This is a genomic window from Planomicrobium okeanokoites (assembly GCF_003428875.1).
In the GTDB taxonomy this organism is placed as follows: Bacteria; Bacillota; Bacilli; order Bacillales_A; family Planococcaceae; genus Planococcus; species Planococcus okeanokoites.
Genome location: NZ_QQRS01000012.1, coordinates 25,297 through 47,963 on the forward strand (window position 1 = coordinate 25,297; position 22,667 = coordinate 47,963).

The following is a 22,667-nucleotide window of genomic DNA, read 5'->3' on the forward strand; positions in this document are numbered from 1 at the left end:
TCGAAATTGTTTCAAGCACGTAGAAAAAAGGGAGTATGCTATACTGAAGCAACAGATTTTATTTTGAAAGGTTGATAATTGGATGGAGTTATTTTCGAATACCCCTTTAATGATCGCATTGTTTGCCATCATCTTTGCCCAGTTCATAAAAATCCCCATTCAATATGCAGTGACCAGGGAGCTGGACTGGAGGCTCTTTACTTCTACCGGCGGAATGCCAAGTTCGCACTCTGCTGCCGTTACTTCTCTCACAACCGCAGTCGCATACGAGCATGGTGTAGGGTCAACTATTTTTGCGGTTTCAACCATGTTCGCCGTCATTACCATGTATGATGCGACAGGCGTAAGATTCCAAGCTGGACAGCAGGCATTGACGATCAATAAGATGCGGATGGACCTGCAATTATTCATGAACGAAACCAGAAACTGGCCAAAGAAAAAAGAAGAAGAAAAAATAGAAGAATTGAAAACCCTGCTGGGCCATAAACCCAGTGAAGTCTTTATGGGCGCATTGACAGGGATTGCGATATCCGCGATCGTCTACAGTCTGATCCTATAAAAAATCCGTGCGGGCCATTTTGGCCCGCACGGATTTTTTTAAAACATTTGATAGCCCATTTTACGAAGGACTTTCATTACAAAGCCAGCTGTTATGGCACCAGCAAACCCCGACAACAGAACAGCAATATCCGTTCCTGTCAGAGATGTGATTGTATCACCCAGCATACTGAAAGATTCTCCAGGGTTGGTGAAATAATCAAAAACACCTACATCATCTATTACAAGAAGAATGACGATCGGATAGACAATGGCCATCAGCCAGGTCATCCGCAACAGCATATTCAGCAAAAAGCCGATGCCGAAAAACATAACGTAAAATAAAAGCATTGAAATGATCAATTGAACAATAGTGAATGAACTATTCATAGTAATTCTAACCTCCGATATTCCCTACATCAGTTTACCCGAAATATCAGAGCCTTTCAATCCGCTTGCCCATAGTTCATGACATTGACACAAGCCTTTACTCATTCGTTGCTTTTTTATTGTTTGCTCTGTCGTTTTTACCTACTTTGCGGATATCTGCCAAAATTAATGCACCGATCAGCAATAAGCCAAGATAGCCTACTGCTGGGTAGAGCCAGTTCACTAGTGATGTAAAGCCTAGGAAGCTGAGTGCAAAAGCAATAAGTCCAGCAATGATTACGAAAATGCGGAATTTCTTTGTACCGATTTCCGTGAAACGGGCAGAAAATGATAACAGCATACTGACTGCAGTATTATAGATCATTGCGAAGATGACAACTGCCATGATAATGCCGAGTATGGGCGAGATATCATCACCGATGGCAAGCATTGGAAGGTCTGCTCTTCCGACAACATCGACTTTCGCAAATATTGCCACATAACTCAGCAGGATAAGGACGCCAAATCCGAGTCCCCCAATCAAACCACCGCGGGCAGCCACTTTCTCATCCTTTTCTGCACCGCCCATGACGAGCGACATCGAGGCACCCAACGCAATCGCAAGCGATACATAATTGATTGCTGATAACAGCCAGTTCGGCGTTGCTGACAGCTGCTCCTTAGCCACCGGATCCAGTGAACTGAAACTGCTGTCCATCGTCATAACACTATAGATGGCGATACCTACGACCATCAAGATCAAGAATGGGGTGATGCTGGAAATGACGGTGATGACTTTTTTCACATTCATCATGATTGTCACGATGACCAGCACGACCATGATTCCACGGCCGAATGCTGGCGCGAGGTCGAACTGCTGGGAGAAAATTGAGCCGGCTCCGGCAATCATGACGACCAAAATACCGAATAAGGTCAAAATCAATGTATAGTCAATCACTTTACCAAGCCATTTCCCACTGATGCGATAGACGACATCTTCATGGGAAGTCGTTTGCATGCGGCTCCCAAGCCGAGTCAGAATCATTCCGATATAACCGAATAGCGCTGTGGCTACAAGAACACCGCCAAGACCCCAATAACCGAAGCTTGTATAGTACTGCAAAATTTCTTGTCCTGAAGCGAAACCAGCGCCTACAACAATCCCGATAAAGGCACTGGCTATTTTTAAGCTTCTTTTCATAATATCCTCTCCTTTTCCTGATGGTCTTATACTTGGGTGATATGTAAATCTACAATATATATAGATGGTTTTAAAATACCCTAAAAAGAGATGTCATCAAACAATTCTTTGCTTTCCATGACTACAAAATGAAAAGCACGGCGCAAGTCAGCGCCGTGCTTTTTAGAATGGACTATGTTATTTTTTTCCTGATCCTGAGCAGCAAGAGCACGTTTCCGATCCGCCCAAACGCAATTGGAAATAACCTTGGCCTGCACAATATGGGCATTGGTTCGTTGATTTGACTTGTTTGAAATTCTTCATCCGAAACACCTCCTCCTGCTATTGTTTTTAATATTCTGATAATATAACACGGAGTTTTAAAACTGGCAAGAGAAAGAACTGAATGTAAGCGGATACATTAAAAATACTTTAACAATATCATAAAATGGACACAATTTTCGCAATTATTAACTTTTCGATACCAATCTTGGCAAAATAAAGAAGCCTCCATAAGGAGGCTTATTAAATCAGAGATTATAATACGTTGAACTTCCCTTTTTTCATGACCAGTTTCGGTCCGCCAACCATATATAGTGCACGGTTATCGATCATTTTCTTCATGAAAGAAGCTCTCTTGCCAGTCACTTTTTTGCCGAATACGACACCAATCGCATCATCATCACCAAGAGAACACACTGTACCTTTAAGGTCAGGAATGAATTCTTGAGTTGTACCGCCCTGAATCAAGGCTTTGATGTTGGCAGCTGCTGTTTCTGCTTGCTGCATAGCGATTTGTGCTGTCGGTGGATATGGACGGTTTGTTTCTTCGTTGATCATCAATGCGCAGTCACCGACGATGAATACGTCAGGGAAAGCTGGAGCACGCAAATCTTTTTCAACTTTAACGCGGGCACGCATATTTTCAATAGGTGTGGATTCAATCAATCTGTTGCCGCGGACTCCGGCAGCCCAGACCACTGTGCCAGCTTTGATGAATTCAAACTCATCGTCGCTCTTCTTGATGTTGACGCCTTCTGGAGTCGCTTCAACAACCGGAGTTCCGATCGAGAACTCTATTCCTTTGGATTCAAGATGGCCAACTGCATAGTTGACAAGCTCAGGATCAAATCCAGGCAATACCATCGGTGCAGCCTCTACACAAATCACGCGGACTTTTTCACGAGGCACATCAAACTCTTTGCAGAGTTCAGGCACACGGTTAGCGAGTTCGCCCAGGAATTCGATTCCAGTGAAACCGGCTCCCCCAACTACTATGTTCAAGCGGCTGTCATCTTTGACTTCTTCCGTAGACCATGTAGCAAATTGGAATTCGATATGTTCGCGGATATAACGTGCCGCTTTGACATTCGCAATTGATAAAGCGTATTTATCAAGTCCTTCGATACCGAATGTTTCACCTTCGAAACCAAGAGCGATGACGATATAATCATATGTAAATTCGCCATTATCAGTAAGAACTCTTTTGCCCTTAACATCGATTTCTTCAACAGTAGCCTGAACAAATCTGACTTTGACAGGATCGATTACTTCTTTGATATCATAACGGACCTGTTCAGGAGTCATTGTCCCTGCTGCAGCTTCATGAAGCCATGTACTTTCGTAATGGTATTCGTTTTTGTTGATCAACGTGATGTCGACTTCGTCTGTACCCATGATTTTTTGCAGATTCACTACGGTAGTCAAGCCACCATAGCCTGCACCTAATACTAAAATTGACGGTCTTTTCAATCTAATCGCAACCACCTTCGAGTCATTTTTTAAATCGGAAAACCCTAATTAATGTTTGTTGATGTTTCCAATTTACTCCTACACTCTATATTAGCCTTTTTAACTAGTGATTTCAACTGGATAGTACCAGATAATCCTCCTATAAGAGTAAACAGATTATTCCCTTTTTTTCATAAAAAAACCTTCTGCATCACCAGCGTGAGCAGAAGGTTTTCCCATTTTTGAATCAGCAGCTTTCAGGTGTGCCTGCTTTTTTCGCAGTGCGGAATGATGTCCCGCATCCGCATGAAGCGATGGCGTTCGGATTTTCAATCGTAAAGCCTCCGCCCATCAGCGATTGTTTATAATCGACTACCGTGCCTTTTAATATCGGCGCATCGTCTTTCGCAATGAGGATCGGAATACCGAATTGTTCGTAAAGGTCGTCTTCCGTCCCTTGTTCTTTTTCAAATCCCATACCGTACGTCAAACCGCTGCAGCCTCCGCCTTTAACGGCTACACGCAAGTAAGAATCTTCCTCTTCGTTATGTCGCATCATTTCTTTTACCTGAAAAGAAGCGGCTTCTGTAATTTCGACTATCTGTTCCATTACCTGTCACCCTTTCCTTTCGATTATCATATCAATAAATCCCGCCGGCATTCCAGAAAACCGGCTTACTTTCTTCTATTATACAAACAGAAAAAGGGACCTGCAACAGGTCCCTTGGCTTTAAAATACTTGTTCTACTTCCACTATGCCAGGAACTTCCTCCGTTAATGCGCGTTCAATTCCAGCTTTCAATGTAATTGTCGAACTCGGGCAGCTTCCGCATGCTCCAAGCAGACGAAGTTTCACGATGCCATCTTCTATGTCGACGAGTTCACAGTCTCCTCCGTCACGTAAAAGGAATGGACGTAATTTATCTAAGACTTCCATTACTTGCTCTTCCATCAAAGCTTCAGTCATTTATATCGACTCCTTTCATTATAATCATTATAATGTGATTAGAGAGAAAAAGCCACTATTGAATTTCCAGGAGGTCCAAGTTTATGACAAAAAATATTGCCATCGAAGTATACGGGGCAGAAGTAATCTGCGCCAGCTGTGTAAATGCACCATCTTCACTCGATACATTCGAGTGGCTCCAGGCTGCCATACCAAGAAAATATAAAGATCAGCCATTTTCAATTACTTACATCGATATTGAGAAAGAGCCGGAGAATGATCGCCAAAAAGATTATATCGAACGCATCCAAAATGATGAATTCTTCTATCCTTTGGTACTTGTTGAAGATGAAGTTGCAGCTGAAGGCTACGTCCAATTAAAACCGATTTATAAAGAACTCGAAAAACACGGTTTTACGGCAGAATGAAAAAAAGCGCTCATTGCTGAGCGCTTTTTGTTTTGAATTTTTATATCAGCCATTATGCCATTTGTACATCCACAATACGCCGGATTTCATCAGACGTGCAATACGGCCTGTAACTGTCCGGTCTGCAAGATAAGCGAAGCCCTGTTTCTTGCCGAGTGAGCCAAGGAAACCTTTCAGCTTGATCTCAGGCATCGTTTCAGGAAGAGCCTCACCTTTCCAACGCATCTTAAGCACTTTGACAATCTGTTCCGCCTGCTCTTCAGCAAGCTGCGCAGAAGGCGCCATCGGCAAAGCTGCACAGTCGCCTACTACATAGACGTTTTCATTGGCAGGCAGCTGGTGATACTGGTTAATGACTACGCGACCGATTGAATCACTCTCAAGCCCCAAATTCCGCACCGGTTTAACCGGTTGAATGCCGGCTGTCCATACGACCGCATCAACCGGGATCGTCTCTTCATGATTATATAGAAGATTCGGCTCCACTTTTGTGATATTGGAGTTTGAAACCACATCAACATTATGGCTGTCGAACCACTTTTTCACAAAGTTGCTTAAGCGTTCCGGGAAATCACGCAAAATCCGTGGACTGCGGTCAAACAACTTAATCTGTAAATCTTCACGACTTTCACGAAGTTCACTTGCCAGTTCGATTCCGCTTAGTCCCGCTCCTACTATACCGACAACCGCATTAGCCGGTAAACCCAGCAACGCCTGGTATGTCCTTCTTGATTGCCCGATGGTTTGAATACTGTAAGTGTATTGGTCAGCACCAGGAACGCTATGGTATTTATCTTCACAACCCAGTCCAATAACGAGGTCATCAAAGTCGATCCGTTGTCCGTTTTCCATAAAGACGCATTTTTCATCGATTCCGATTTCCAAAATTTCGCCATTTACGATTTTTAGGCGCTCATGCTCCGGAAAATCGACCCGAACATCCTGATCTGATTCCGTACCGGCTGCCAAAGCGTAAAATTCAGTTTTCATGCTGTGGAACGGAGTCCGATCGATCAGCGTGATTTCGACATCCTGTGGTAAACTGCTTGGCAATAAACGAAGCAATATTCTCATATTGCCGTAACCGCCGCCTAATAAGACTAGTTTTCGCATAAATATCTCCTTTAACTTTCTTCTGTCTACTGCTTTCCCACATCAAATTATAAAGGATTGTGATAACTTTCACAATATCTCCAGAAGAAATCAAATAATTGACTTTCCCCCTGAAAAAAGGTAGGATTTCGAAGTAGCGAGGTGACCTTAATGAATCCAATTGTTGAATTTTGCGTCAGCAATATCGTAAATGGAGCCCAGGATGCTTTTGAAAAACTAGATCGGGACCCAAATCTCGACGTGTTGGAATATGGCTGCCTGAGTTATTGCACTAAATGCTCCGAGACCCTTTATGCCTTAGTGAATGGCGAAATTGTCGAGGCGGATACACCTGAAGAACTTACACAAAAAGTGTATGAGTTTATAGAAGAAAATCCTTTATTTTAAGCCATCTTTCCGATGGCTTTTTTATATTTCCCAGAAGCTCAGGTTTTCGACCGCATACGTGGGAGGAATTTCTTTTTTTACCGCATCTTCCATTGGCGTTACGCCAGTATTGACATGGATTGTCTCAACACCAAAACGGATTCCCGCTTGTATATCGGTATCGTAATTATCTCCGATCATGACCATGTTCTCTTTCTCGCATCCGATTTCATATTGGATCGCTTCCAGCATATGCATTTCCGGCTTGCCGATAAAGACTGGCTCCACACCTGTTGATGAAGAAACCACCTTTGTAAAAGCACCGTTTCCAGGCATGAAACCTTTTTCCGAAGGAAAAGCCAAATCCCTGTTCGTCGATAAAAAGACCGCTCCTTTACGGACTTCCAGGCAGGCTGTCGCCAGTTTTTGAAAGTTGATGTTCCGGTCAATGCCCATCAGCACGATATCAGCATCTTCATAAACCCTTTCAATCTCTTCGCTCTTCAAGGCTTCTTCCACGCCGTCAGTGCCGATCATGAAGACCTTCTTATCCGGATACCATCTTTTAATATATTTTGCTGCTGCAATGGAGGAAGTCATGATGTGTTCAGCAGGTGCTGAAATACCAAAAGACTTCAGTTTTTCAGCAAATTGCAGCTGTGTCATAGAGGCATTATTCGTTACATAATAAGGTTCAATGCCTTTTTGTTGCAAACGTTGAATAAAATCAGCAGTTTCAGGTATCACTTCACTGCCTCTGAATACCGTACCATCCAAGTCGAGGCAATATACTTTATAGTCCTTCATTTTTTGTCTCCGGGATGAATGCAGATACAGGTCCAAGTTCGTGGACAAGGTAATATTCCACTTTAGGCCCGAATGCTTCCAATTCAGTTAACGCACCGTCCAGAACTTCAATAATAGCCGCATGATCCATCTTCATGAAATCACGCACCAATGATTTCCTTAACCCGATCACACTCTTCAAAGGTGCATCCATTTCAGGGGAAATGACTTTTTCATCTGTCAGAATGTCAATGATGTCGTCATAGCTGCCTGGATCTCTCATGATAAACCCATCAATCATACTGTTGCCGACATCAATTATGGATTCAATCACATTATGCGTCAGCCGCTCCAACGCCAATTGATCTTCGAGGCTGCTCCAGCCCGATTTGGTTTTATATAATTCCAACAAGGAATTCATATATGCGATAGTTTCTGTAATTTTGCTGCGATCAATAAAGTACATTTGTAACCCTCCAACAGGTATAGTTTCTTTCTATCTGATATCATTTCCTATAATAGCATAATGGCACAAAAAAACCCCGCTGCATCATGATTCCGCAACGGGATTTTTCTCACTCAAGTGATCTGTTGTATCAGCTTCTGTATCTGTTGTATCCGGTTCAGCTACAGGAGCTTTTCCGACTTTTTTGATGACGAAGTAAGCACACCCAAAATTGCAGTATTCATATAGATAATCCTGCAGCGTGCTGATTTTTGTGTCGTAGCTTGCCTTATGGTTGGTGTCTTCGAAGAAACCTTTTAAGCGCAACTGGCCATAGCCCCAGTCTCCAAGGATGTAATCATACTTGCCTAAAATTTCGCTATAACGGTTATTGATCGCTTCTTCCTGAAATCCTTCACGGTAATCAATGACGATTTCATAATTCCACTGGTCTATAGTAATCAAAACATTCACCATCCATTTACTTTAGCCTTCAGGCAAAGGCTTGCGTTTCACTGGCGCATTGCAGATGATCGCCATATGAAACCAGGAAGCCTGTCAACCATTCTCTTTCCCAAATGTACCATAAAGCCGTTACCCGAACAAGGAACAGTCCTGTCAAAATAAAAACTCCGGAAACATTTAGTTTCCGGAGTCTTTTATCAAGCTGCGTTATCAGCCTTATTCTTTTTGCCGCTTCGTATTGCATGGAATATGCTGGCAGCCAATCCGCCCCATAAAAGCACGATACCAATAATCATAACTACGATTGCACTTACTTCCATTGCGTTAACCCCCTTATTTTTCTTCCTCGAATTCCGCGTGGCTCTTATGCCATTTGCCGAGTGAGAACAAGATTCCTAAGATCAGAGCCCCAGCTGCTACAGCGACTCCTCCGAATAACGTAAACATATCGGAATAGCCTTCGTAGTTTCCTGTATCATTATCGAACTCTTTAAGAATGTTAAGTTTCAGTAAGCCAAACATCATATAGCCCAATACGATCGGTGTAATGACGCCAAGACAGAATTTCCACCATCCGCCAAGCTGGATGTCAGAAATAGCATTCGCATGCGTTTTAAGCTTGTCTGCTTTACGCAGGATCCAAACCACCATGACAACTTCGACAAGCCCGACTGCTGCAACACCGAATTGGTTGATGTAGTAATCTGCAAGGTCAAGGAAGTAAAGACCGCCTTGAGTAGCGAACAAGATGGAAATGACTGCAGCCAATCCCCCACCGAATGCAACCGCTTTGCGGCGTGATGTGCCGAATTTTTCAGCAATTGCTGCTACATATGTTTCAGTGATCGACATCAACGAAGTCAATCCAGCCAACGTCAATGACAGGAAGAACAGGACGCCGAAGAGTCCATTCAATCCAGGGAATTCATTGATGATCTGCGGGAACACGACAAACGCCAAACCGACGCCGGCAGTTGCCACTTCAGAAACTTCAACTCCGGATTGTGCGGCCATGAAGCCGAGTACAGCGAATACCCCAATCCCTGCAAGCAACTCAAAGCTTGAGTTTGCAAATCCGGTAATGAAAGCATTATTTGTAATATCCGATTTTTTCGGAAGATAACTTGAATAAGTGATCATAATTGCAAATGCTACGGATAAACTGAAGAAGATGTGTCCGTATGCAGCAACCCAAACCGAAGGATCCATGATTGCATCAAAATTCGGTTCGAAGAATGCGTTCAGACCCATCATTGCTCCGTCCAACGTAACAGCACGGATGACAATGATCAGGAAAATCACAACCAATGTCGGTATAAAGATCCGGTTGGCAGCTTCAATCCCTTTCTTGACACCAGCAAGTAATATACCAAGTGTAATTGCCCAAACCAGTACTAATGGGATAAAGACTCCCCATACGATATCGCCGGTTTGCCCCGGGACGTCTCCCAGTTGAAGAAAATCTCCAAATAAGAAGGCCTGTGTGTCATCTCCCCAAGCCTGGTTGACTGCGAATATTGTATAACGCATTGCCCAAGCGATGATGACAGCATAATATACGGATATGACGAATGATACAAGTACAGCCCACCAGCCGAGCCATTCCGCTTTCTTGCCGCTCATGCGGAAGAATGATAATGGTGCTGATCCCCGGTATCTGTGACCGATGGTGAATTCTAAGATTAGAATCGGTATCCCTGCGGTTAACAGAGCGAATAAGTACGGTATAAAGAATGCTCCTCCACCATTTTCATAGGCCACATACGGAAAACGCCAAATGTTTCCCAAACCGATTGCCGAGCCCACTGCCGCCATGATAAAACCGGCGCGTGTCCCCCATTGCGAACGTTCCATAATTTCTCCCCCTCTTTACGAACTTCCAATTTCCTTACAGAAAAATGGGAAGTTTGTATATTTTCAGATTATTATCTAATCTAAAAATAGTATACCGAGCAGGTTGTTCAAAGTAAAGACGATTTCTCATATTTTTTTCAAAAAACTATTCTAGCAATAATAAAAAAGCGGAGAGAAATTCTCTCCGCTTCCATTTTATTGAGCATTTCTGGTTTTTTCGAGTATAGTTGTACGCTGTGACCAAACAACGAATAGTATTGCCAGGATAACAACAACAGCCAGCAACGACCATATCAGCGACCCTGTAAGGCCTATGACTAAATACCCGATTGCAGCAATTGCTGCCGCTGTGAGCGCATATGGAAGCTGTGTAGCGACGTGGTCCATGTGATTGCTTCCGGCTCCAGTCGAAGACAAGATCGTTGTATCAGAAATCGGTGAGCAATGATCACCGAAAACCGCACCTGCAAGAACTGCAGATAATGACGCCAATAATAATTCCGGTGCGGCTTCAATCATGATGGTTCCGGCAATCGGCAATAGAATACCGAAAGAACCCCATGATGTGCCTGTTGAGAATGCCATGACACCAGCCAGCAGGAATAATAATACCGGAAGAACTGAAACCGGTATATTTCCTTCACTTACAATCCCTGCAAGATACGTACCTGTTTCAAGCGCTCCGATCAGGTAAGTCAATGACCAGGCGAAGATCAGAATCAGAACTGCACCGATCATTGATTTGATCCCTGCCCAGATTCCTTTGCCGATCCATCCGGCATTGGCAGTTTCATTTTTATTCATTTGAAGCAAGTAAAGCACGATGGATGTGATGGTCCCAAGAAGTCCACCCACCAATAACGATAAAGGAACATCCGTATTTTCAAAAATCAGCCAGACATCCATTTGCTGGCCTGCGTTCTGATAACCCGTCCACAACATTGCGGCGATGGTGCCGGCAACCAATACAAGAATTGGAAGCAGTAAATCAAGAACACGCCCGTGGGAATGGGATGGAAATTCTTCTTTCATCTCTCCAGGAATCGATTTATCCGGATCGTAAAGCTGACCGTTTTCGATTGCATTAATTTCGTGTTTTTTCATTTCCCCGAAATCGACATCACGGTAGGCAACGAAGAAGACGATCGCCAGTGCAGCAATCACGTAGAAGTTCATCGGCGCCATCCATAGGAATGCTTCCAAAGCCGAATACTCTACGAACGTCTGCCCAGCAAGAATCGTAGCGATGATCCCGATGATTGCGGCGCCCCAGCTCGATACCGGTGAAACCACGCAGACAGGAGCTGCCGTAGAATCGATGAAATAAGCGAGTTTCGCACGAGATACTTTATAACGGTCTGTTATGGGACGAGCAACCTGTCCGACCGCCAATGCATTGAAATAATCATCGATGAAAATGACAATGCCGAGCGCTACTGTAAGAACTTTTGCTCCGCGGCGTGATTTGACCCGTTTTGAAGCCCAGTCAGCAAACGCATGGCTGCCTCCGGACAAACTGACGAAAGCAGTTATGATGCCAAGCAATAATAGGAATAGAAGAATATAGACATTATATGCATTAAAGCCTTCATCCCAGAAGATCACTTGAAATGATGTAAATAATTCCTGCATTGCACCAACTGGCGCGAATGACGTTAGAATGAGCGCCGCTGAAATGATACCTACGCCCAATGATAATAATACCCGCCGGGTCAGCAATACCATGACGATTGCGATAATCGGCGGCAGGATCGAGAAGATCGTGTTTTCCATGAATAGTTTCCTCCTATTTTTTGATGGAATAGAATGGAGAAAAAAAAAGCCGGCTCTATCCTAAGGGACAAGTCGGCTTCCTACAATTCGTCTGTGCGGTAAAACATCAAACAACCCTGTAGCTCTCCATTTATGCAAGCATAAATGACAGTGACATCCCTGTTAAGGATGCCCCCAGCCTCACTTTCCGGTGACAACGGAAAATGGACTTCGGCAAAACCGCCTTTCAAATATGATCATCGCTGTCACGCTCACATATCTTACTCATCGGTTTTGCAGCCTCTACCCATCGATATACAATTCTTTGTTAGCATATACTAAAATTGTTTTGAAATCAAGGTCAATTTCATCCAGTTCTCCTACCGCACCATGTTCCGCGAAAAATAACCGCTGAATACGTCCCGGATAAACTCCGGCATAAAATAGGTTTTGGCTGAACGTTTGAATTCCGGAAAGAAATATCCGAATGTGAACATATCCAAAGTGATGAGTTTATAAATTTGATCACTGTCAGCAATGTGCCCATTTATATATAACTGATGATTGTCCAGATCCATCCCCGTACGGATCATCTTACCGAAAACTGCACCTCTGAAACCCAATCCTTTCAACTCAAGCTGTGGCCATTCAGCATTCATTGACTGAAGATATATCTCCTTCAGCTCAGCACCGCTCAGTTCGATCATGCACGGATTTATGGGATGAGGAAGCATCTGATGGAAATCGTAGCGTGTTATTTCACCAAGCGGCATGTCCTGCATAAACAAGCCGGCGTTGAACAGCGCACAATCCGCCCCCGAGAACTCGATCATGGCCTTGCCGAACAACTGGGCCATCTCAGATTCCTTAAACCATTCGGCTTTAAGGGCTGCATCATTATAAAACACAGCATCCCTCATCAATTCTTTCCCGTGTTCCCGCAGCTTCTGGTCATAATTTTCGTCAGGATTCTCTAATTTCTCTGTTTCAATTAAATACGCTTTTTTCTTTTTCAGATCTTCTTCTATAATAACGTGCCCGAGATAAGCGCCGAACTTGCCTGCAGCTCCGAGCAGTACATTGCCAATTTCTTTTCCTTCATGAAAAATATGGTGGGTGTGCGCCCCTAATATCAAATCGATTTCCGGACAGCTTTCAGCTAGAAGTTCATCTTCTCTTATCCCCAGATGCGACAAGCAGACAATAAAATCTGTTTCAGCCTTGACCTCTTCGACGGCCTGCAGAATGGAGTCCCGGGCTGCAGTCACTTTCCAGCCCAGCCTTTCATAAAAAGGTGTGAATTCGGCTGTGGCACCGACAAGGCCAATCCGTTTGCCTTCGGGTGTCCGAATGATTTTATACGGCTTGGCCCAATCCGGCCGTTCGCCGTTTTCAGCTATGAGGTTGGATAGGATGATATCAAAATCCGCATCCCTGTATAATTCATCCAATTCCTCTTTCGATAAAGTGATGCCTTCGTTATTACCTATTGTCACTGCATCGTAACCCGCTTCATTCAACAATTTCACATTACCTTTCCCCGCTGTGCCTTCAGTGAACGGATGCGAACGGTCCACATGGTCACCGATATCCAAAATGAGACAGAAATCGCCCATTTCTTCGTGCCACTGCTTCCGTTCAGCCAAAAAAGCATGGATACTTGGCCAATTGCCAAAATGGCTGTGCAGATCATTTGTGTGATAGATATGAATAGTTTCAGCCATTTTAAAACACCTCTTTATCGCCTCTCGTTAAAATTCCCCTTCAAACAGATCCAATTGCTTGGGAGCCAGATCTTCGAAGGTCAAGTCATTCATCTGCTGGAATTGCTTTGCATCTCCTGCTGCATGCCCGCCGGAGTTATTATTAAAAATGACATAGACATTGTCGGCCTGTTCAGCCAGCTTATTTGCCGCTCTGCTAATTTCTGTTAACTCTTCCTGGTTATAGTCATATAAATATCGGACTTCACGCCATTTTTTCGAGTTCCCTACATTCTGCCATCCGTGAACATTGCGGCCATGCAGCCTGAACAGTACCTTATCTTTTCGGGTTGAGACTGGCACCAGCGGAATCGAGCCATCACCCGCTTGCGGCTCATCACAAACTGAATGGATCAAGTTATGCTCCCGCAGAAACTCGAAGGTTTTCTCCCGGAACCCTTCTGCATACCAGGATTGATGGCGGAATTCGATCGCCAAATCGAATTCACTCAGCTTGCTTGTTATTCGCCTGATTTCGTCCACATTTTCTTTGACACAATCAAACCATGGAGGAAATTGCAACAGCACCATCGCGAGCTTGCCCGCTTCTTTCAGCGGCCTGATGGATTTAATATACGCCTCATACATTTCCTCCTCTGTATCAAACGGGTTTTCTCCGCGCAAATGTCCGGTCATTGCCTGATATGCCTTCACGATGAATTGAAAAGAATCTGGTGTCTCGGCAATCCATTTCCGGATATTTCTTTCCGGCTGCACGGCGTAAAATGAAGAATCCAATTCAACGATCGGAAAATGTCCTGTGTAATCGGTCAACTTGTCTTTTTGCTTCGAGCCTGGACTATAGACATCCGGATGGTCTCCCCACCCCGTCAATCCCGCATAAATCATTCCGCCACCTCCGAGATACTGTTAGTTAAATGATAGCACAGAAAAAATAGAACGTCCTACCTGAGCTTTACCCGTAAAACACAGAAAAAATCCCCACTGCAATTAAGCAATGGGGATTTGTATAAGAATTTATTAACCGATTGAACCTTCCATTTCGAACTTGATCAAACGGTTCATTTCAACCGCGTATTCCATCGGAAGTTCTTTTGTAAATGGTTCGATGAAGCCCATAACGATCATTTCAGTAGCTTCCTGCTCAGAAACGCCGCGGCTCATCAAGTAGAACAATTGCTCTTCGGACACTTTTGAAACTTTCGCTTCGTGCTCCAAAGATACATTGTCGTTCAGGATTTCATTGTATGGGATCGTATCAGACGTGGACAAGTTGTCCATGATCAACGTATCACATTCAATGTTTGAACGGGCGCCGTCAGCTTTACGGCCGAAACGGACAATCCCGCGGTACGATACTTTACCGCCTTGTTTCGAAATCGATTTCGAAACAATGGAAGATGAAGTATTCGGTGCCATATGGATCATTTTCGCGCCAGCATCCTGATGCTGTCCTTTACCTGCGATTGCAATCGATAATGTCATACCGCGTGCGCCTTCACCACGAAGGTAAACTGCAGGGTATTTCATCGTCAATTTGGAACCGATGTTGCCGTCGATCCATTCCATTGTGCCGTTGGCATCAACGAATGAACGTTTTGTAACCAGGTTATAGACGTTGTTTGCCCAGTTCTGGATAGTTGTGTAACGGCAATAAGCATCTTTTTTAACAATGATTTCAACTACAGCAGAGTGCAGTGAATTCGTTGTGTAAACCGGTGCTGTACAGCCTTCCACATAGTGGACGCTTGCGCCTTCATCAACGATGATCAGCGTACGCTCGAACTGCCCCATATTTTCCGAGTTGATGCGGAAATAGGCTTGCAGCGGCGATTCCACTTTAATGCCAGGCGGTACATAGATGAATGAACCACCTGACCATACAGCTGTATTCAAAGCGGCGAATTTATTGTCGGCAGCCGGAATGACTGTCTGGAAGTATTCGCGGAACAGGTCTTCGTTTTCACGAAGTGCAGCATCAGTATCTTTAAAGATGATGCCCATGTCTTCAAGTTCAACCTTCATGTTGTGGTAGACAACTTCTGATTCATACTGTGCAGAGACACCTGCAAGGTATTTTTGTTCAGCTTCAGGAATACCCAATTTATCAAAAGTCTGTTTAATTTCATCAGGCACTTCATCCCATGAAGTTTGGCTTGCTTCAGATGGTTTGACGTAATAAGTGATTTCGTCAAAGTTTAAAGGCGCCAAATCGCCGCCCCATTGTGGCATCGGCATTGAATAGAACAATTTTAGGGCTTTCAAACGTGATTCAAGCATCCACTCAGGTTCGCTTTTGATATTAGAAATTTCTCTGACGATATCTTCTGTCAAACCGCGTTTAGAGCGGAAAATCGAGACATCCTTGTCATGGAACCCATATTTATAATCACCGATTTCAGGCATTTTTTTAGCCATTATCGTTCCTCCGTTCTTGTGTTACGATTTTTCTTGCTCGTGCACACCTTTTTCCATGGCTTTCCAGGCTAGTGTAGCGCACTTAATGCGTGCTGGGAATTGTGATACCCCCTGCAGCGCTTCAATATCACCCAGATCTACAGAATCATCATACTCTTTGCCAAGCATCATGTCAGAAAAAGTTTTGGACAGCCCAAGAGCTGTATCCACATCTTTACCTTTTACTGCCTGTGTCATCATTGAAGCGGAAGCCATCGAAATGGAGCAGCCTTCACCATCGAATTTTGCGTCTTTGACGATTCCGTCTTCAACCTGCAAAGTCAGATGGATGCGGTCTCCGCACGTCGGGTTGTTCATTTCGATGTTGATGCTGTCATTCTCGATAGTGCCTTTATTCCGTGGCGTTTTATAATGGTCCATGATCACGGACCGATACAATTGATCTAAGTTATTAAAAGACATCGTTGAAATACTCCTTTGCAGAGCGTAATCCTTCTACAAGGCGGTCGACATCCGATTCGCCATTATAAAGGTAGAAGCTTGCACGGGCCGTAGCGGATACTTCCAGCCATTTCATCAACGGCTGTGCGCAATGATGCCCTGCACGGACAGCAATTCCGCTCATATCGAGCACTGTCGCTACATCATGGGGATGGACGTCATTCAGGTTGAATGTGACAATGCCTGCACGCTTGGCCGGATCTTTCGGACCGTAAATTTCAAGGCCGTCGATTCCGCTCATTTTTTTCATGGCATATGCTGCCATTTCATGTTCATGCTTTTCGATTTCGTCCAATCCGATTTCATTCAGGAAATCGATGGCTGCGCCAAGTCCGACTGCTCCGGCGATTATAGGTGTTCCGCCTTCAAACTTCCATGGCAGCTCTTTCCAGGTAGAATCGTAAAGGCCGACGAAATCAATCATTTCGCCGCCGAATTCAACCGGCTCCATTTCATTTAATAATGCTTTCTTTCCATATAATACTCCGATGCCTGTCGGTCCGACCATTTTATGGCCTGAGAAGGCGAAGAAATCGCAATCCAATTGCTGGACGTCAATTTTCAGGTGGGGTGCAGCCTGTGCACCGTCCACTACCATCACCGCTCCATTTTCATGGGCGATCTGCGCAACTTCCTTAACCGGATTCATCGTTCCAAGGACATTTGAAACATAGACCATTGAAACGATTTTTGTCCGTTCAGTGATTGCGGCCTTCACTTGCTCAAGTGAAATGGTGCCATCTTCTTCTAGTTCGATATATTTCAGGATCGCTCCACGTTCCTTGGCCAATTGCTGCCATGGAATGATATTTGAATGGTGCTCCATGTAAGTGATGACGATTTCATCGCCTTCATTGACATTGGCACGCCCGTAGCTTTGCGCTACAAGATTTATAGCCGTTGTTGTCCCACGAAGAAATACGATTTCTTCCGTGGAACTGGCATTGATGAATTTTTGGACCTTTTCACGGGCACCTTCATATTTTTCTGTGGCACGGTTGCCCAGCGTATGGACGCCTCGGTGCACATTGGAATTATCGAATTTATAATAATTTTCAAGTGCTTCGATTACCTGCACAGGCTTCTGTGAAGTTGCTGCGCTGTCCAGATATACTAGCGGATGTCCATTGATTTCTTGGTTCAATATAGGAAAATAGCTTTTTATCTCTTTACTGATCATTAGCGGACTTTCCTTTCGATAACCTCCGTCAATTGCTTTTTAACGCCTTCAATTGGCAGCACATTAACTACTGGCGCCAAGAAACCGTGAATAACAAGACGTTCAGCTTCTTGTTTAGTAATCCCTCGGCTCATCAGATAATAGAGCTGAAGCGGATCCACACGTCCGACAGATGCTGCGTGGCCGGCAGTGACATCATCTTCATCGATCAACAGGATCGGATTGGCATCGCCGCGGGCGTTCGGGCTAAGCATCAATACACGAGATTCCTGTTCAGCGTTCGATTTAGTGGCACCATGTTCAATTTTGCCGATTCCATTGAATATGGAAGAAGCAGAATCTTTCATAACACCATGTTTAAGAATCTGGCCATCGGAATTCTTGCCCCAATGAACCACTTTCGTTGTGAAATTCTGTTTCTGGCTGCCTCTGCCGACAACTACCGTTTTTGTATCGCCGATTGAGTTGTCCCCAACCAGATGCGTAACATTTTCAGAGATCGTATCGCTGTCGTTCATCAAACCTAAAGCCCACTCGATTTTCGCGTCACGCGCAGCAACACCGCGGCGATTTACATAAGTAGTGAAACCTTCTGCAAGAACATCAACCGCCCCATAAGTGATTTGCGCATTGTCTTCGGCGAATACTTCTGAAACAATGTTTGCCAAACCGTTTGATTTAGCTACTGTAGAGAAGTAGTTTTCCACGTAAGTCACTTTACTGCTCGTGTCTGCAACGACAATCACATGGTTGAATAGTGAGGCATCTGCATCATCGTGATAGAACACGACTTGCACAGGCTCTTCAACCTCAACATTTTTTGGAACGTAAAGGAAAGCTCCGCCATTCATCAGTGCTGCGTGCAAGGCAGTCAATTTATGCTCATCAGCTTTAACACCGTTCGTCATGAAATATTTTTTCACCAAGTCGCCATGTTCGCGAAGAGCTGTAAAAATATCCGTCAAGATGACGCCTTTAGCAGCCAGATCTTCTGAAATGCGCGAGAACGCCGGTGTATTATTGTGCTGGATGTAAAGGTTCTTTTGCTCAAGATCCACAATGGTTCTGATATCTTCAGTCAGATCTTCAATTGAACCGAATGTTGAGCTTTTTACTGTATGAACCGGATAGTCTGTAAAATTCCAGTTCAGGATTTTTGTCTTATCTGGTTTTGGTAGCGGCAATGTTTCCGCTTCTGCAAACGAGCGAAGGCGCAGCTCGGTAAACCATGATGGTTCACCATTCATTTCTGAAAAGGAGCGCAGCTCTTGCTCGGTCATTTTTAAATTTGTTTCAACCGTCATGCCAGTCTCTCCCTTCAATTATGCTTGTCCTACAGTCTCGTCTTCAATTCCAAGTTCCTGTTTGATCCAGTCATAGCCTTCCGCTTCCAATTTATGCGCAAGTTCTGCTCCGCCGGATTTAACAACGCGGCCCTGCATCATGACATGGACATGGTCAGGCGTGATGTAATTCAATAGACGCTGGTAGTGAGTGATGATCAGGCATCCGAAATCTTCGCCTTTCATTTGGTTGATCCCTTCGGAAACGACTTTCAATGCATCGATATCCAAACCGGAGTCAATTTCATCCAAAACAGCGATTGTCGGTTTGATCATCATCATTTGAAGAATTTCATTGCGTTTCTTTTCCCCGCCTGAGAATCCTTCATTCAGGTAGCGCTGTGCCATATCCTGGTCCATATCCAAAACTTCCATTTTGCTGTCCAGCTCGCGGATGAATTTCATCAATGAAACTTCATCGCCTTCTTCGCGGCGTGCGTTCATGGCAGAACGCATGAAGTCAGCGTTTGTTACACCAGAAATTTCACTTGGATATTGCATAGCCAGGAAAAGACCTGCGCGCGCGCGTTCGTCAACTTCCATATCAAGAACATCTTCGCCATCCAATGTGATGGAACCAGAAGTCACTTCATATTTCGGGTGGCCCATGATAGCTGAAGCCAATGTTGATTTACCTGTACCGTTCGGACCCATGATTGCATGAATCTCGCTTGTATTAATAGTTAAGTTTACACCTTTTAAAATCTCTTTACCTTCGATTTCAACGTGTAAATCCTTGATGACCAAAGTTGACATGTAAATACCTCCATATAGTTAATGTTGAACGGATAACCATTCTTAATTAGTATCATTCTAATCTTAACCGATATCGACTGCTCTGGCAAATCATTAAACCAGGTTCTGCGGCTGCGGGAAAACAATTTAAAAATCAGTATTTCTAAAGTGAAAAGCGATTATTTACCAAAAAAAATAGTGAATTTCATTTTCAATGAAAGCCGCATAATTGAGAATGGCTTTCAGTAAGTGAAATATTATGCGGCTGCTGCAATGCTGGCAGTATATTCAGTAAAGCAAGGCATAAGTCCAAGCATAAGAAAAAGCCGATGCTAAACGCATCGGCTTCCTTTCAGTTTTCAACTGCTTATTTTATATATCACGGTGTACTTGACGCTCTAACTGAGAAACGATTCTTTGACTGTCATTATACTCCTGTTCTCTCCGTTGTTCCACTTCAATAATTTTTCCCGGATCGTTCTGATACTCATTGATTCCAAATCCATGTGCATTTCTAAATGCCTGTTCCATTTTCTCAGTATGCTCGATACCGTTTGACTCGATAATGAATCATTCCTTTCAGATTATCTTTCAATATCAATTATACCCCAATGATTTAGCGCTAAACGTAATAAAGGGTAATTTGTCTGAAAATGGACCTATCGTCATAGTTTCTGGAAAATATAAGAAAAAGCCCGACATTTGCATGCCGGACTTTCGATTTTAATTAGTTTACTTCATTTTGAATGCTTGAAGGAATCAATTCATATTCTTCAAGAATGGAATTGAAAATTTCGTCCGCTTCAGCAAATTTTTCATTGGCAGCTTCAAAAGAAGTTTCTTCTTCAGCCAACGCAGCTGCTTTCATATCGTAGGATTCAGAAATCATGCCAAGTGCTGACTGGATATCTTCTTCTTTATCGCTCAAAGCTTCCGGAATTTCGATTCCTTCAACAGCTTGTGAAGCTTCTTCTGCAGAACTTGCCGCCGCTTCTTTCAATGCTGTCAATTCGTCTCCCTCAGGCAGAATCTCTTCAGCCTGCTGCTGTTCAAATGTATTCAGATCGCCGTCCACTTCATTGATCGTGTTCGGGACTGCCATATAAAATCTCATCAATTCTTTTTTCACTTCTGCATTATCTGTTGAAGCTGTTTCGCTGTTCGATGAATCCGTCGCTTTACTTGTATCACCGGATTCTTCAGAACTGCAGGCACCTAAAAAAAGCAAAGATGATAATCCAATTACTAATAATTTTTTCATGGTGTTTCCTCCTTATTCTCAATACTTTGATATATTACCATAGCTTTACAGAAGAGTATAGAGAATAGGAAATAGCCGGAATGCACTGAATCAAAAAATAATTCTAAACTTTTCGTCCGCTTGTGAAACGATCTACGATATTGGCCAAAGCTCCATCACCCGTGACGTTTGCGGCAGTCCCGAAACTGTCTTGGGCCATATAGAGAGCGATCATTAAAGCGACCATTGTTTCATCGAACCCCAGCATGCTTTGCAATAAACCGATTGCCGCCATTACAGCACCACCTGGTACCCCAGGAGCAGCGATCATTGTAATACCCAACATCAGGATGAATGGAAAGAACGATCCGAAATCAGGTGACTGTCCTGTTAAGAGGACTACACCGATCGCGCAGGAAACCAGAGTAATCGTACTCCCAGACAAATGGATAGTTGCAAACAACGGAACCGAAAAATCAGCTATGCGCTCATCTGCTCCTGTTTTTCGGGTTTGTCTCAATGTCACTGGAATCGTGGCTGCAGAAGACTGAGTGCCCAGTGCCGTGAAGTAGGCAGGCATCATTGTCTTAAGCAAGACAAAAGGATTCTTTTTCTTTAAAGTGCCGGCAGTACTGTACTGTAGCAGCAGCATCAACCAATGCAGGATGATGATCAGGACAAAAACAATTCCAAACAGCGACAGGATTTCCATGACCGCTCCGCCGTATGCCATATTGGCGAAAATGCCGAAGATGTAAAAAGGCAATAGCGGGATTATGATGACAGAAATTGTTTTCTCGATAATAGCCTGAAATTCATCAAAAAAGGCAATCATGGTTTTGCTTCCTGTCGATGCCATTCCGATACCAAGCAGGAATGCCAAAATCAAAGCAGACATTACGCCGAATAGCGGAGCCATTTCCAGATCGATAAAAGTTTGAGCCAGCGCATGTTCAGGATCATCAAGGCTTGTAAGTGCCCGGCCTTCCATGAATCCAGGCAAAATGAACATAGCCGCAACAAAAGCAAAAACTCCTGCAATTACTGTTGAGCTGTAAGCGACAAGCGTTGAAATGCCAAGCAACTTGCCGGAACCTTTGCCCAATTTTGCGATCCCTGGCGCGATAAAACCTAGAATAATCAACGGCACAACAAAGTTCAGGAAATTACCGAAGATGGATGTGAATGTAGCAAAAATCCTCACGATGTTTTCCGTAGCGATGGAACCAATTAAAACTCCCAATACAATGGCCACAATAATTCTGGGCAATAAACCGAATTTAAACTTCACTGCATGTCCCCCCTATGTGTACAAATGTTTTTTTATTAATAGTTATCAAATTACCATAGTTGATGAAATAAGATAAGCTTTTCGAAAATACACGGAATATTAGATTAATTTACTATATCGAAATAATCATAGCTACTGGTTTGAACTTCCTAACTTTATGTATACTTTTTACCAAATCCTACATTAAATCGAGTAGAGGGAAAATAAGCTAACTTATTTCCGCCCCTCTCACAACACCGTACGTACGGTTCGCGTATACGGCG

26 protein-coding genes and 1 riboswitch are annotated in these 22,667 nt (G+C 43.7%); of the genes, 3 read left to right on the forward strand and 23 right to left on the reverse strand.

The genetic code is table 11. The annotated features are described in order from the left end of the window. Positions 1-82 precede the first annotated feature (82 nt). Positions 83-559, forward strand: coding sequence for a divergent PAP2 family protein (locus D2910_RS15370; RefSeq protein WP_084242483.1), 477 nt, complete (start codon positions 83-85; stop codon positions 557-559). 38 nt (positions 560-597) lie between these two features. Here D2910_RS15370 and D2910_RS15375 read toward each other — a convergent pair whose 3' ends face one another. The 6 genes from D2910_RS15375 to D2910_RS15395 form a co-directional block, all read right to left on the reverse strand. Beyond that, positions 598-927, reverse strand: coding sequence for a YuiB family protein (locus D2910_RS15375; protein ID WP_084242484.1), 330 nt, complete (start codon positions 925-927; stop codon positions 598-600). Positions 928-1,024: 97 nt separating this feature from the next. Beyond that, positions 1,025-2,107, reverse strand: coding sequence for a YkvI family membrane protein (locus D2910_RS15380; RefSeq protein ID WP_117314106.1), 1,083 nt, complete (start codon positions 2,105-2,107; stop codon positions 1,025-1,027). 177 nt (positions 2,108-2,284) lie between these two features. Beyond that, a complete protein-coding gene (locus tag D2910_RS16975; RefSeq protein ID WP_158241206.1) occupies positions 2,285-2,410 on the reverse strand; it encodes a YuiA family protein in 126 nt (41 codons plus the stop codon). A 213-nt stretch (positions 2,411-2,623) separates the two neighbouring features. After that, positions 2,624-3,838 (reverse strand): NAD(P)/FAD-dependent oxidoreductase, encoded by a 1,215-nt coding sequence (locus tag D2910_RS15385; protein WP_084242486.1) that lies wholly within the window; start codon positions 3,836-3,838, stop codon positions 2,624-2,626. Between the two features lie 226 nt (positions 3,839-4,064). Then, on the reverse strand, positions 4,065-4,427 hold the full coding sequence (locus D2910_RS15390) for a HesB/IscA family protein (protein ID WP_084242487.1): 363 nt from the start codon (positions 4,425-4,427) through the stop codon (positions 4,065-4,067). 120 nt (positions 4,428-4,547) lie between these two features. Further along, positions 4,548-4,784, reverse strand: a complete 237-nt coding sequence (locus tag D2910_RS15395; RefSeq protein WP_084242488.1) for a NifU family protein — start codon at positions 4,782-4,784, stop codon at positions 4,548-4,550. A gap of 83 nt (positions 4,785-4,867) precedes the next feature. On the opposite strand from D2910_RS15395, the gene D2910_RS15400 reads away from it, so the two are divergent. Next, the gene (locus D2910_RS15400; RefSeq protein ID WP_101803325.1) at positions 4,868-5,191 is read left to right on the forward strand and encodes a YuzD family protein; all 324 of its coding nucleotides are present in this window, start codon (positions 4,868-4,870) and stop codon (positions 5,189-5,191) included. 45 nt (positions 5,192-5,236) lie between these two features. Here D2910_RS15400 and D2910_RS15405 read toward each other — a convergent pair whose 3' ends face one another. Further along, positions 5,237-6,304 carry an NAD(P)/FAD-dependent oxidoreductase gene (locus D2910_RS15405; RefSeq protein WP_117314107.1) on the reverse strand — a complete coding sequence of 356 codons (1,068 nt, stop codon included), beginning with the start codon at positions 6,302-6,304 and terminating at the stop codon, positions 5,237-5,239. Positions 6,305-6,454: 150 nt separating this feature from the next. Between D2910_RS15405 and D2910_RS15410 the strand changes: the two genes are divergently transcribed. Continuing rightward, complete coding sequence (locus D2910_RS15410; protein ID WP_084242491.1) at positions 6,455-6,691, forward strand: YuzB family protein; 237 nt, start codon at positions 6,455-6,457, stop codon at positions 6,689-6,691. A 21-nt stretch (positions 6,692-6,712) separates the two neighbouring features. Here D2910_RS15410 and D2910_RS15415 read toward each other — a convergent pair whose 3' ends face one another. The 16 genes from D2910_RS15415 to D2910_RS15485 form a co-directional block, all read right to left on the reverse strand. Next, positions 6,713-7,477, reverse strand: a complete 765-nt coding sequence (locus D2910_RS15415) for a TIGR01457 family HAD-type hydrolase (RefSeq protein WP_084242492.1) — start codon at positions 7,475-7,477, stop codon at positions 6,713-6,715. Continuing rightward, positions 7,464-7,922 (reverse strand): DUF86 domain-containing protein, encoded by a 459-nt coding sequence (locus D2910_RS15420; protein WP_117314108.1) that lies wholly within the window; start codon positions 7,920-7,922, stop codon positions 7,464-7,466. Before D2910_RS15420 ends, D2910_RS15415 begins: the two co-directional genes overlap by 14 nt. A gap of 84 nt (positions 7,923-8,006) precedes the next feature. After that, the gene (locus tag D2910_RS15425) at positions 8,007-8,366 is read right to left on the reverse strand and encodes a YutD family protein (protein WP_084242621.1); all 360 of its coding nucleotides are present in this window, start codon (positions 8,364-8,366) and stop codon (positions 8,007-8,009) included. 197 nt (positions 8,367-8,563) lie between these two features. Further along, positions 8,564-8,686 (reverse strand): MetS family NSS transporter small subunit, encoded by a 123-nt coding sequence (locus D2910_RS15430; protein WP_117314109.1) that lies wholly within the window; start codon positions 8,684-8,686, stop codon positions 8,564-8,566. A gap of 13 nt (positions 8,687-8,699) precedes the next feature. Next, positions 8,700-10,220, reverse strand: a complete 1,521-nt coding sequence (locus D2910_RS15435) for a sodium-dependent transporter (RefSeq protein WP_084242494.1) — start codon at positions 10,218-10,220, stop codon at positions 8,700-8,702. Between the two features lie 195 nt (positions 10,221-10,415). Next, positions 10,416-11,993 carry a Na+/H+ antiporter NhaC family protein gene (locus D2910_RS15440; RefSeq protein ID WP_117314110.1) on the reverse strand — a complete coding sequence of 526 codons (1,578 nt, stop codon included), beginning with the start codon at positions 11,991-11,993 and terminating at the stop codon, positions 10,416-10,418. Between the two features lie 111 nt (positions 11,994-12,104). Then, a riboswitch (Lysine riboswitch) is annotated at positions 12,105-12,286 on the reverse strand. 66 nt (positions 12,287-12,352) lie between these two features. Then, positions 12,353-13,696, reverse strand: coding sequence for a bifunctional metallophosphatase/5'-nucleotidase (locus tag D2910_RS15445; protein ID WP_117314111.1), 1,344 nt, complete (start codon positions 13,694-13,696; stop codon positions 12,353-12,355). Between the two features lie 27 nt (positions 13,697-13,723). Then, positions 13,724-14,584, reverse strand: a complete 861-nt coding sequence (locus tag D2910_RS15450) for a DUF72 domain-containing protein (RefSeq protein WP_117314112.1) — start codon at positions 14,582-14,584, stop codon at positions 13,724-13,726. A 132-nt stretch (positions 14,585-14,716) separates the two neighbouring features. Then, positions 14,717-16,114 (reverse strand): Fe-S cluster assembly protein SufB, encoded by a 1,398-nt coding sequence (gene sufB, locus D2910_RS15455; RefSeq protein WP_084242498.1) that lies wholly within the window; start codon positions 16,112-16,114, stop codon positions 14,717-14,719. A gap of 21 nt (positions 16,115-16,135) precedes the next feature. Beyond that, entirely contained in the window at positions 16,136-16,576 is a 441-nt protein-coding gene (sufU, locus tag D2910_RS15460) for a Fe-S cluster assembly sulfur transfer protein SufU (protein ID WP_084242499.1), read from the reverse strand. After that, positions 16,566-17,795: a cysteine desulfurase gene (locus D2910_RS15465; protein ID WP_117314113.1), complete on the reverse strand. Its 1,230-nt coding sequence runs from the start codon at positions 17,793-17,795 to the stop codon at positions 16,566-16,568. Before D2910_RS15465 ends, sufU begins: the two co-directional genes overlap by 11 nt. Beyond that, positions 17,795-19,099 (reverse strand): Fe-S cluster assembly protein SufD, encoded by a 1,305-nt coding sequence (gene sufD, locus D2910_RS15470; RefSeq protein ID WP_084242501.1) that lies wholly within the window; start codon positions 19,097-19,099, stop codon positions 17,795-17,797. The genes D2910_RS15465 and sufD overlap by 1 nt, the downstream gene beginning before the upstream one ends. Before the next feature lie 18 nt (positions 19,100-19,117). Continuing rightward, on the reverse strand, positions 19,118-19,900 hold the full coding sequence (sufC, locus tag D2910_RS15475; RefSeq protein ID WP_280522381.1) for a Fe-S cluster assembly ATPase SufC: 783 nt from the start codon (positions 19,898-19,900) through the stop codon (positions 19,118-19,120). Positions 19,901-20,245: 345 nt separating this feature from the next. Continuing rightward, on the reverse strand, positions 20,246-20,404 hold the full coding sequence (locus D2910_RS17125) for a YuzK family famiily protein (protein ID WP_479692240.1): 159 nt from the start codon (positions 20,402-20,404) through the stop codon (positions 20,246-20,248). Positions 20,405-20,600: 196 nt separating this feature from the next. Beyond that, positions 20,601-21,134, reverse strand: a complete 534-nt coding sequence (locus D2910_RS15480) for a hypothetical protein (RefSeq protein ID WP_084242503.1) — start codon at positions 21,132-21,134, stop codon at positions 20,601-20,603. A 103-nt stretch (positions 21,135-21,237) separates the two neighbouring features. Continuing rightward, the gene (locus tag D2910_RS15485; protein ID WP_084242504.1) at positions 21,238-22,404 is read right to left on the reverse strand and encodes a dicarboxylate/amino acid:cation symporter; all 1,167 of its coding nucleotides are present in this window, start codon (positions 22,402-22,404) and stop codon (positions 21,238-21,240) included. Between the last annotated feature and the right edge of the window lie 263 nt (positions 22,405-22,667).

Excerpts from the sequence above, each read along its gene's own strand:
- D2910_RS15445 (WP_117314111.1), bottom strand. The coding sequence starts at position 13,696 with ATGGCTGAAACTATTCATATCTATCACACAAATGATCTGCACAGCCAT.
- D2910_RS15440 (WP_117314110.1), bottom strand. The coding sequence starts at position 11,993 with ATGGAAAACACGATCTTCTCGATCCTGCCGCCGATTATCGCAATCGTC.
- D2910_RS15430 (WP_117314109.1), bottom strand. The coding sequence starts at position 8,686 with ATGGAAGTAAGTGCAATCGTAGTTATGATTATTGGTATCGTGCTTTTA.
- sufB (WP_084242498.1), bottom strand. The coding sequence starts at position 16,114 with ATGGCTAAAAAAATGCCTGAAATCGGTGATTATAAATATGGGTTCCAT.
- sufU (WP_084242499.1), bottom strand. The coding sequence starts at position 16,576 with ATGTCTTTTAATAACTTAGATCAATTGTATCGGTCCGTGATCATGGAC.
- sufD (WP_084242501.1), bottom strand. The coding sequence starts at position 19,099 with ATGACGGTTGAAACAAATTTAAAAATGACCGAGCAAGAGCTGCGCTCC.
- D2910_RS15370 (WP_084242483.1), top strand. The coding sequence starts at position 83 with ATGGAGTTATTTTCGAATACCCCTTTAATGATCGCATTGTTTGCCATC.
- D2910_RS17125 (WP_479692240.1), bottom strand. The coding sequence starts at position 20,404 with ATGGAACAGGCATTTAGAAATGCACATGGATTTGGAATCAATGAGTAT.
- D2910_RS15420 (WP_117314108.1), bottom strand. The coding sequence starts at position 7,922 with ATGTACTTTATTGATCGCAGCAAAATTACAGAAACTATCGCATATATG.
- D2910_RS15450 (WP_117314112.1), bottom strand. The coding sequence starts at position 14,584 with ATGATTTATGCGGGATTGACGGGGTGGGGAGACCATCCGGATGTCTAT.
- D2910_RS15410 (WP_084242491.1), top strand. The coding sequence starts at position 6,455 with ATGAATCCAATTGTTGAATTTTGCGTCAGCAATATCGTAAATGGAGCC.
- D2910_RS15395 (WP_084242488.1), bottom strand. The coding sequence starts at position 4,784 with ATGACTGAAGCTTTGATGGAAGAGCAAGTAATGGAAGTCTTAGATAAA.
- D2910_RS15400 (WP_101803325.1), top strand. The coding sequence starts at position 4,868 with ATGACAAAAAATATTGCCATCGAAGTATACGGGGCAGAAGTAATCTGC.
- D2910_RS15415 (WP_084242492.1), bottom strand. The coding sequence starts at position 7,477 with ATGAAGGACTATAAAGTATATTGCCTCGACTTGGATGGTACGGTATTC.
- D2910_RS15465 (WP_117314113.1), bottom strand. The coding sequence starts at position 17,795 with ATGATCAGTAAAGAGATAAAAAGCTATTTTCCTATATTGAACCAAGAA.
- D2910_RS15390 (WP_084242487.1), bottom strand. The coding sequence starts at position 4,427 with ATGGAACAGATAGTCGAAATTACAGAAGCCGCTTCTTTTCAGGTAAAA.
- D2910_RS15375 (WP_084242484.1), bottom strand. The coding sequence starts at position 927 with ATGAATAGTTCATTCACTATTGTTCAATTGATCATTTCAATGCTTTTA.
- D2910_RS15405 (WP_117314107.1), bottom strand. The coding sequence starts at position 6,304 with ATGCGAAAACTAGTCTTATTAGGCGGCGGTTACGGCAATATGAGAATA.
- D2910_RS15380 (WP_117314106.1), bottom strand. The coding sequence starts at position 2,107 with ATGAAAAGAAGCTTAAAAATAGCCAGTGCCTTTATCGGGATTGTTGTA.
- D2910_RS16975 (WP_158241206.1), bottom strand. The coding sequence starts at position 2,410 with ATGAAGAATTTCAAACAAGTCAAATCAACGAACCAATGCCCATATTGT.
- D2910_RS15480 (WP_084242503.1), bottom strand. The coding sequence starts at position 21,134 with ATGAAAAAATTATTAGTAATTGGATTATCATCTTTGCTTTTTTTAGGT.
- D2910_RS15435 (WP_084242494.1), bottom strand. The coding sequence starts at position 10,220 with ATGGAACGTTCGCAATGGGGGACACGCGCCGGTTTTATCATGGCGGCA.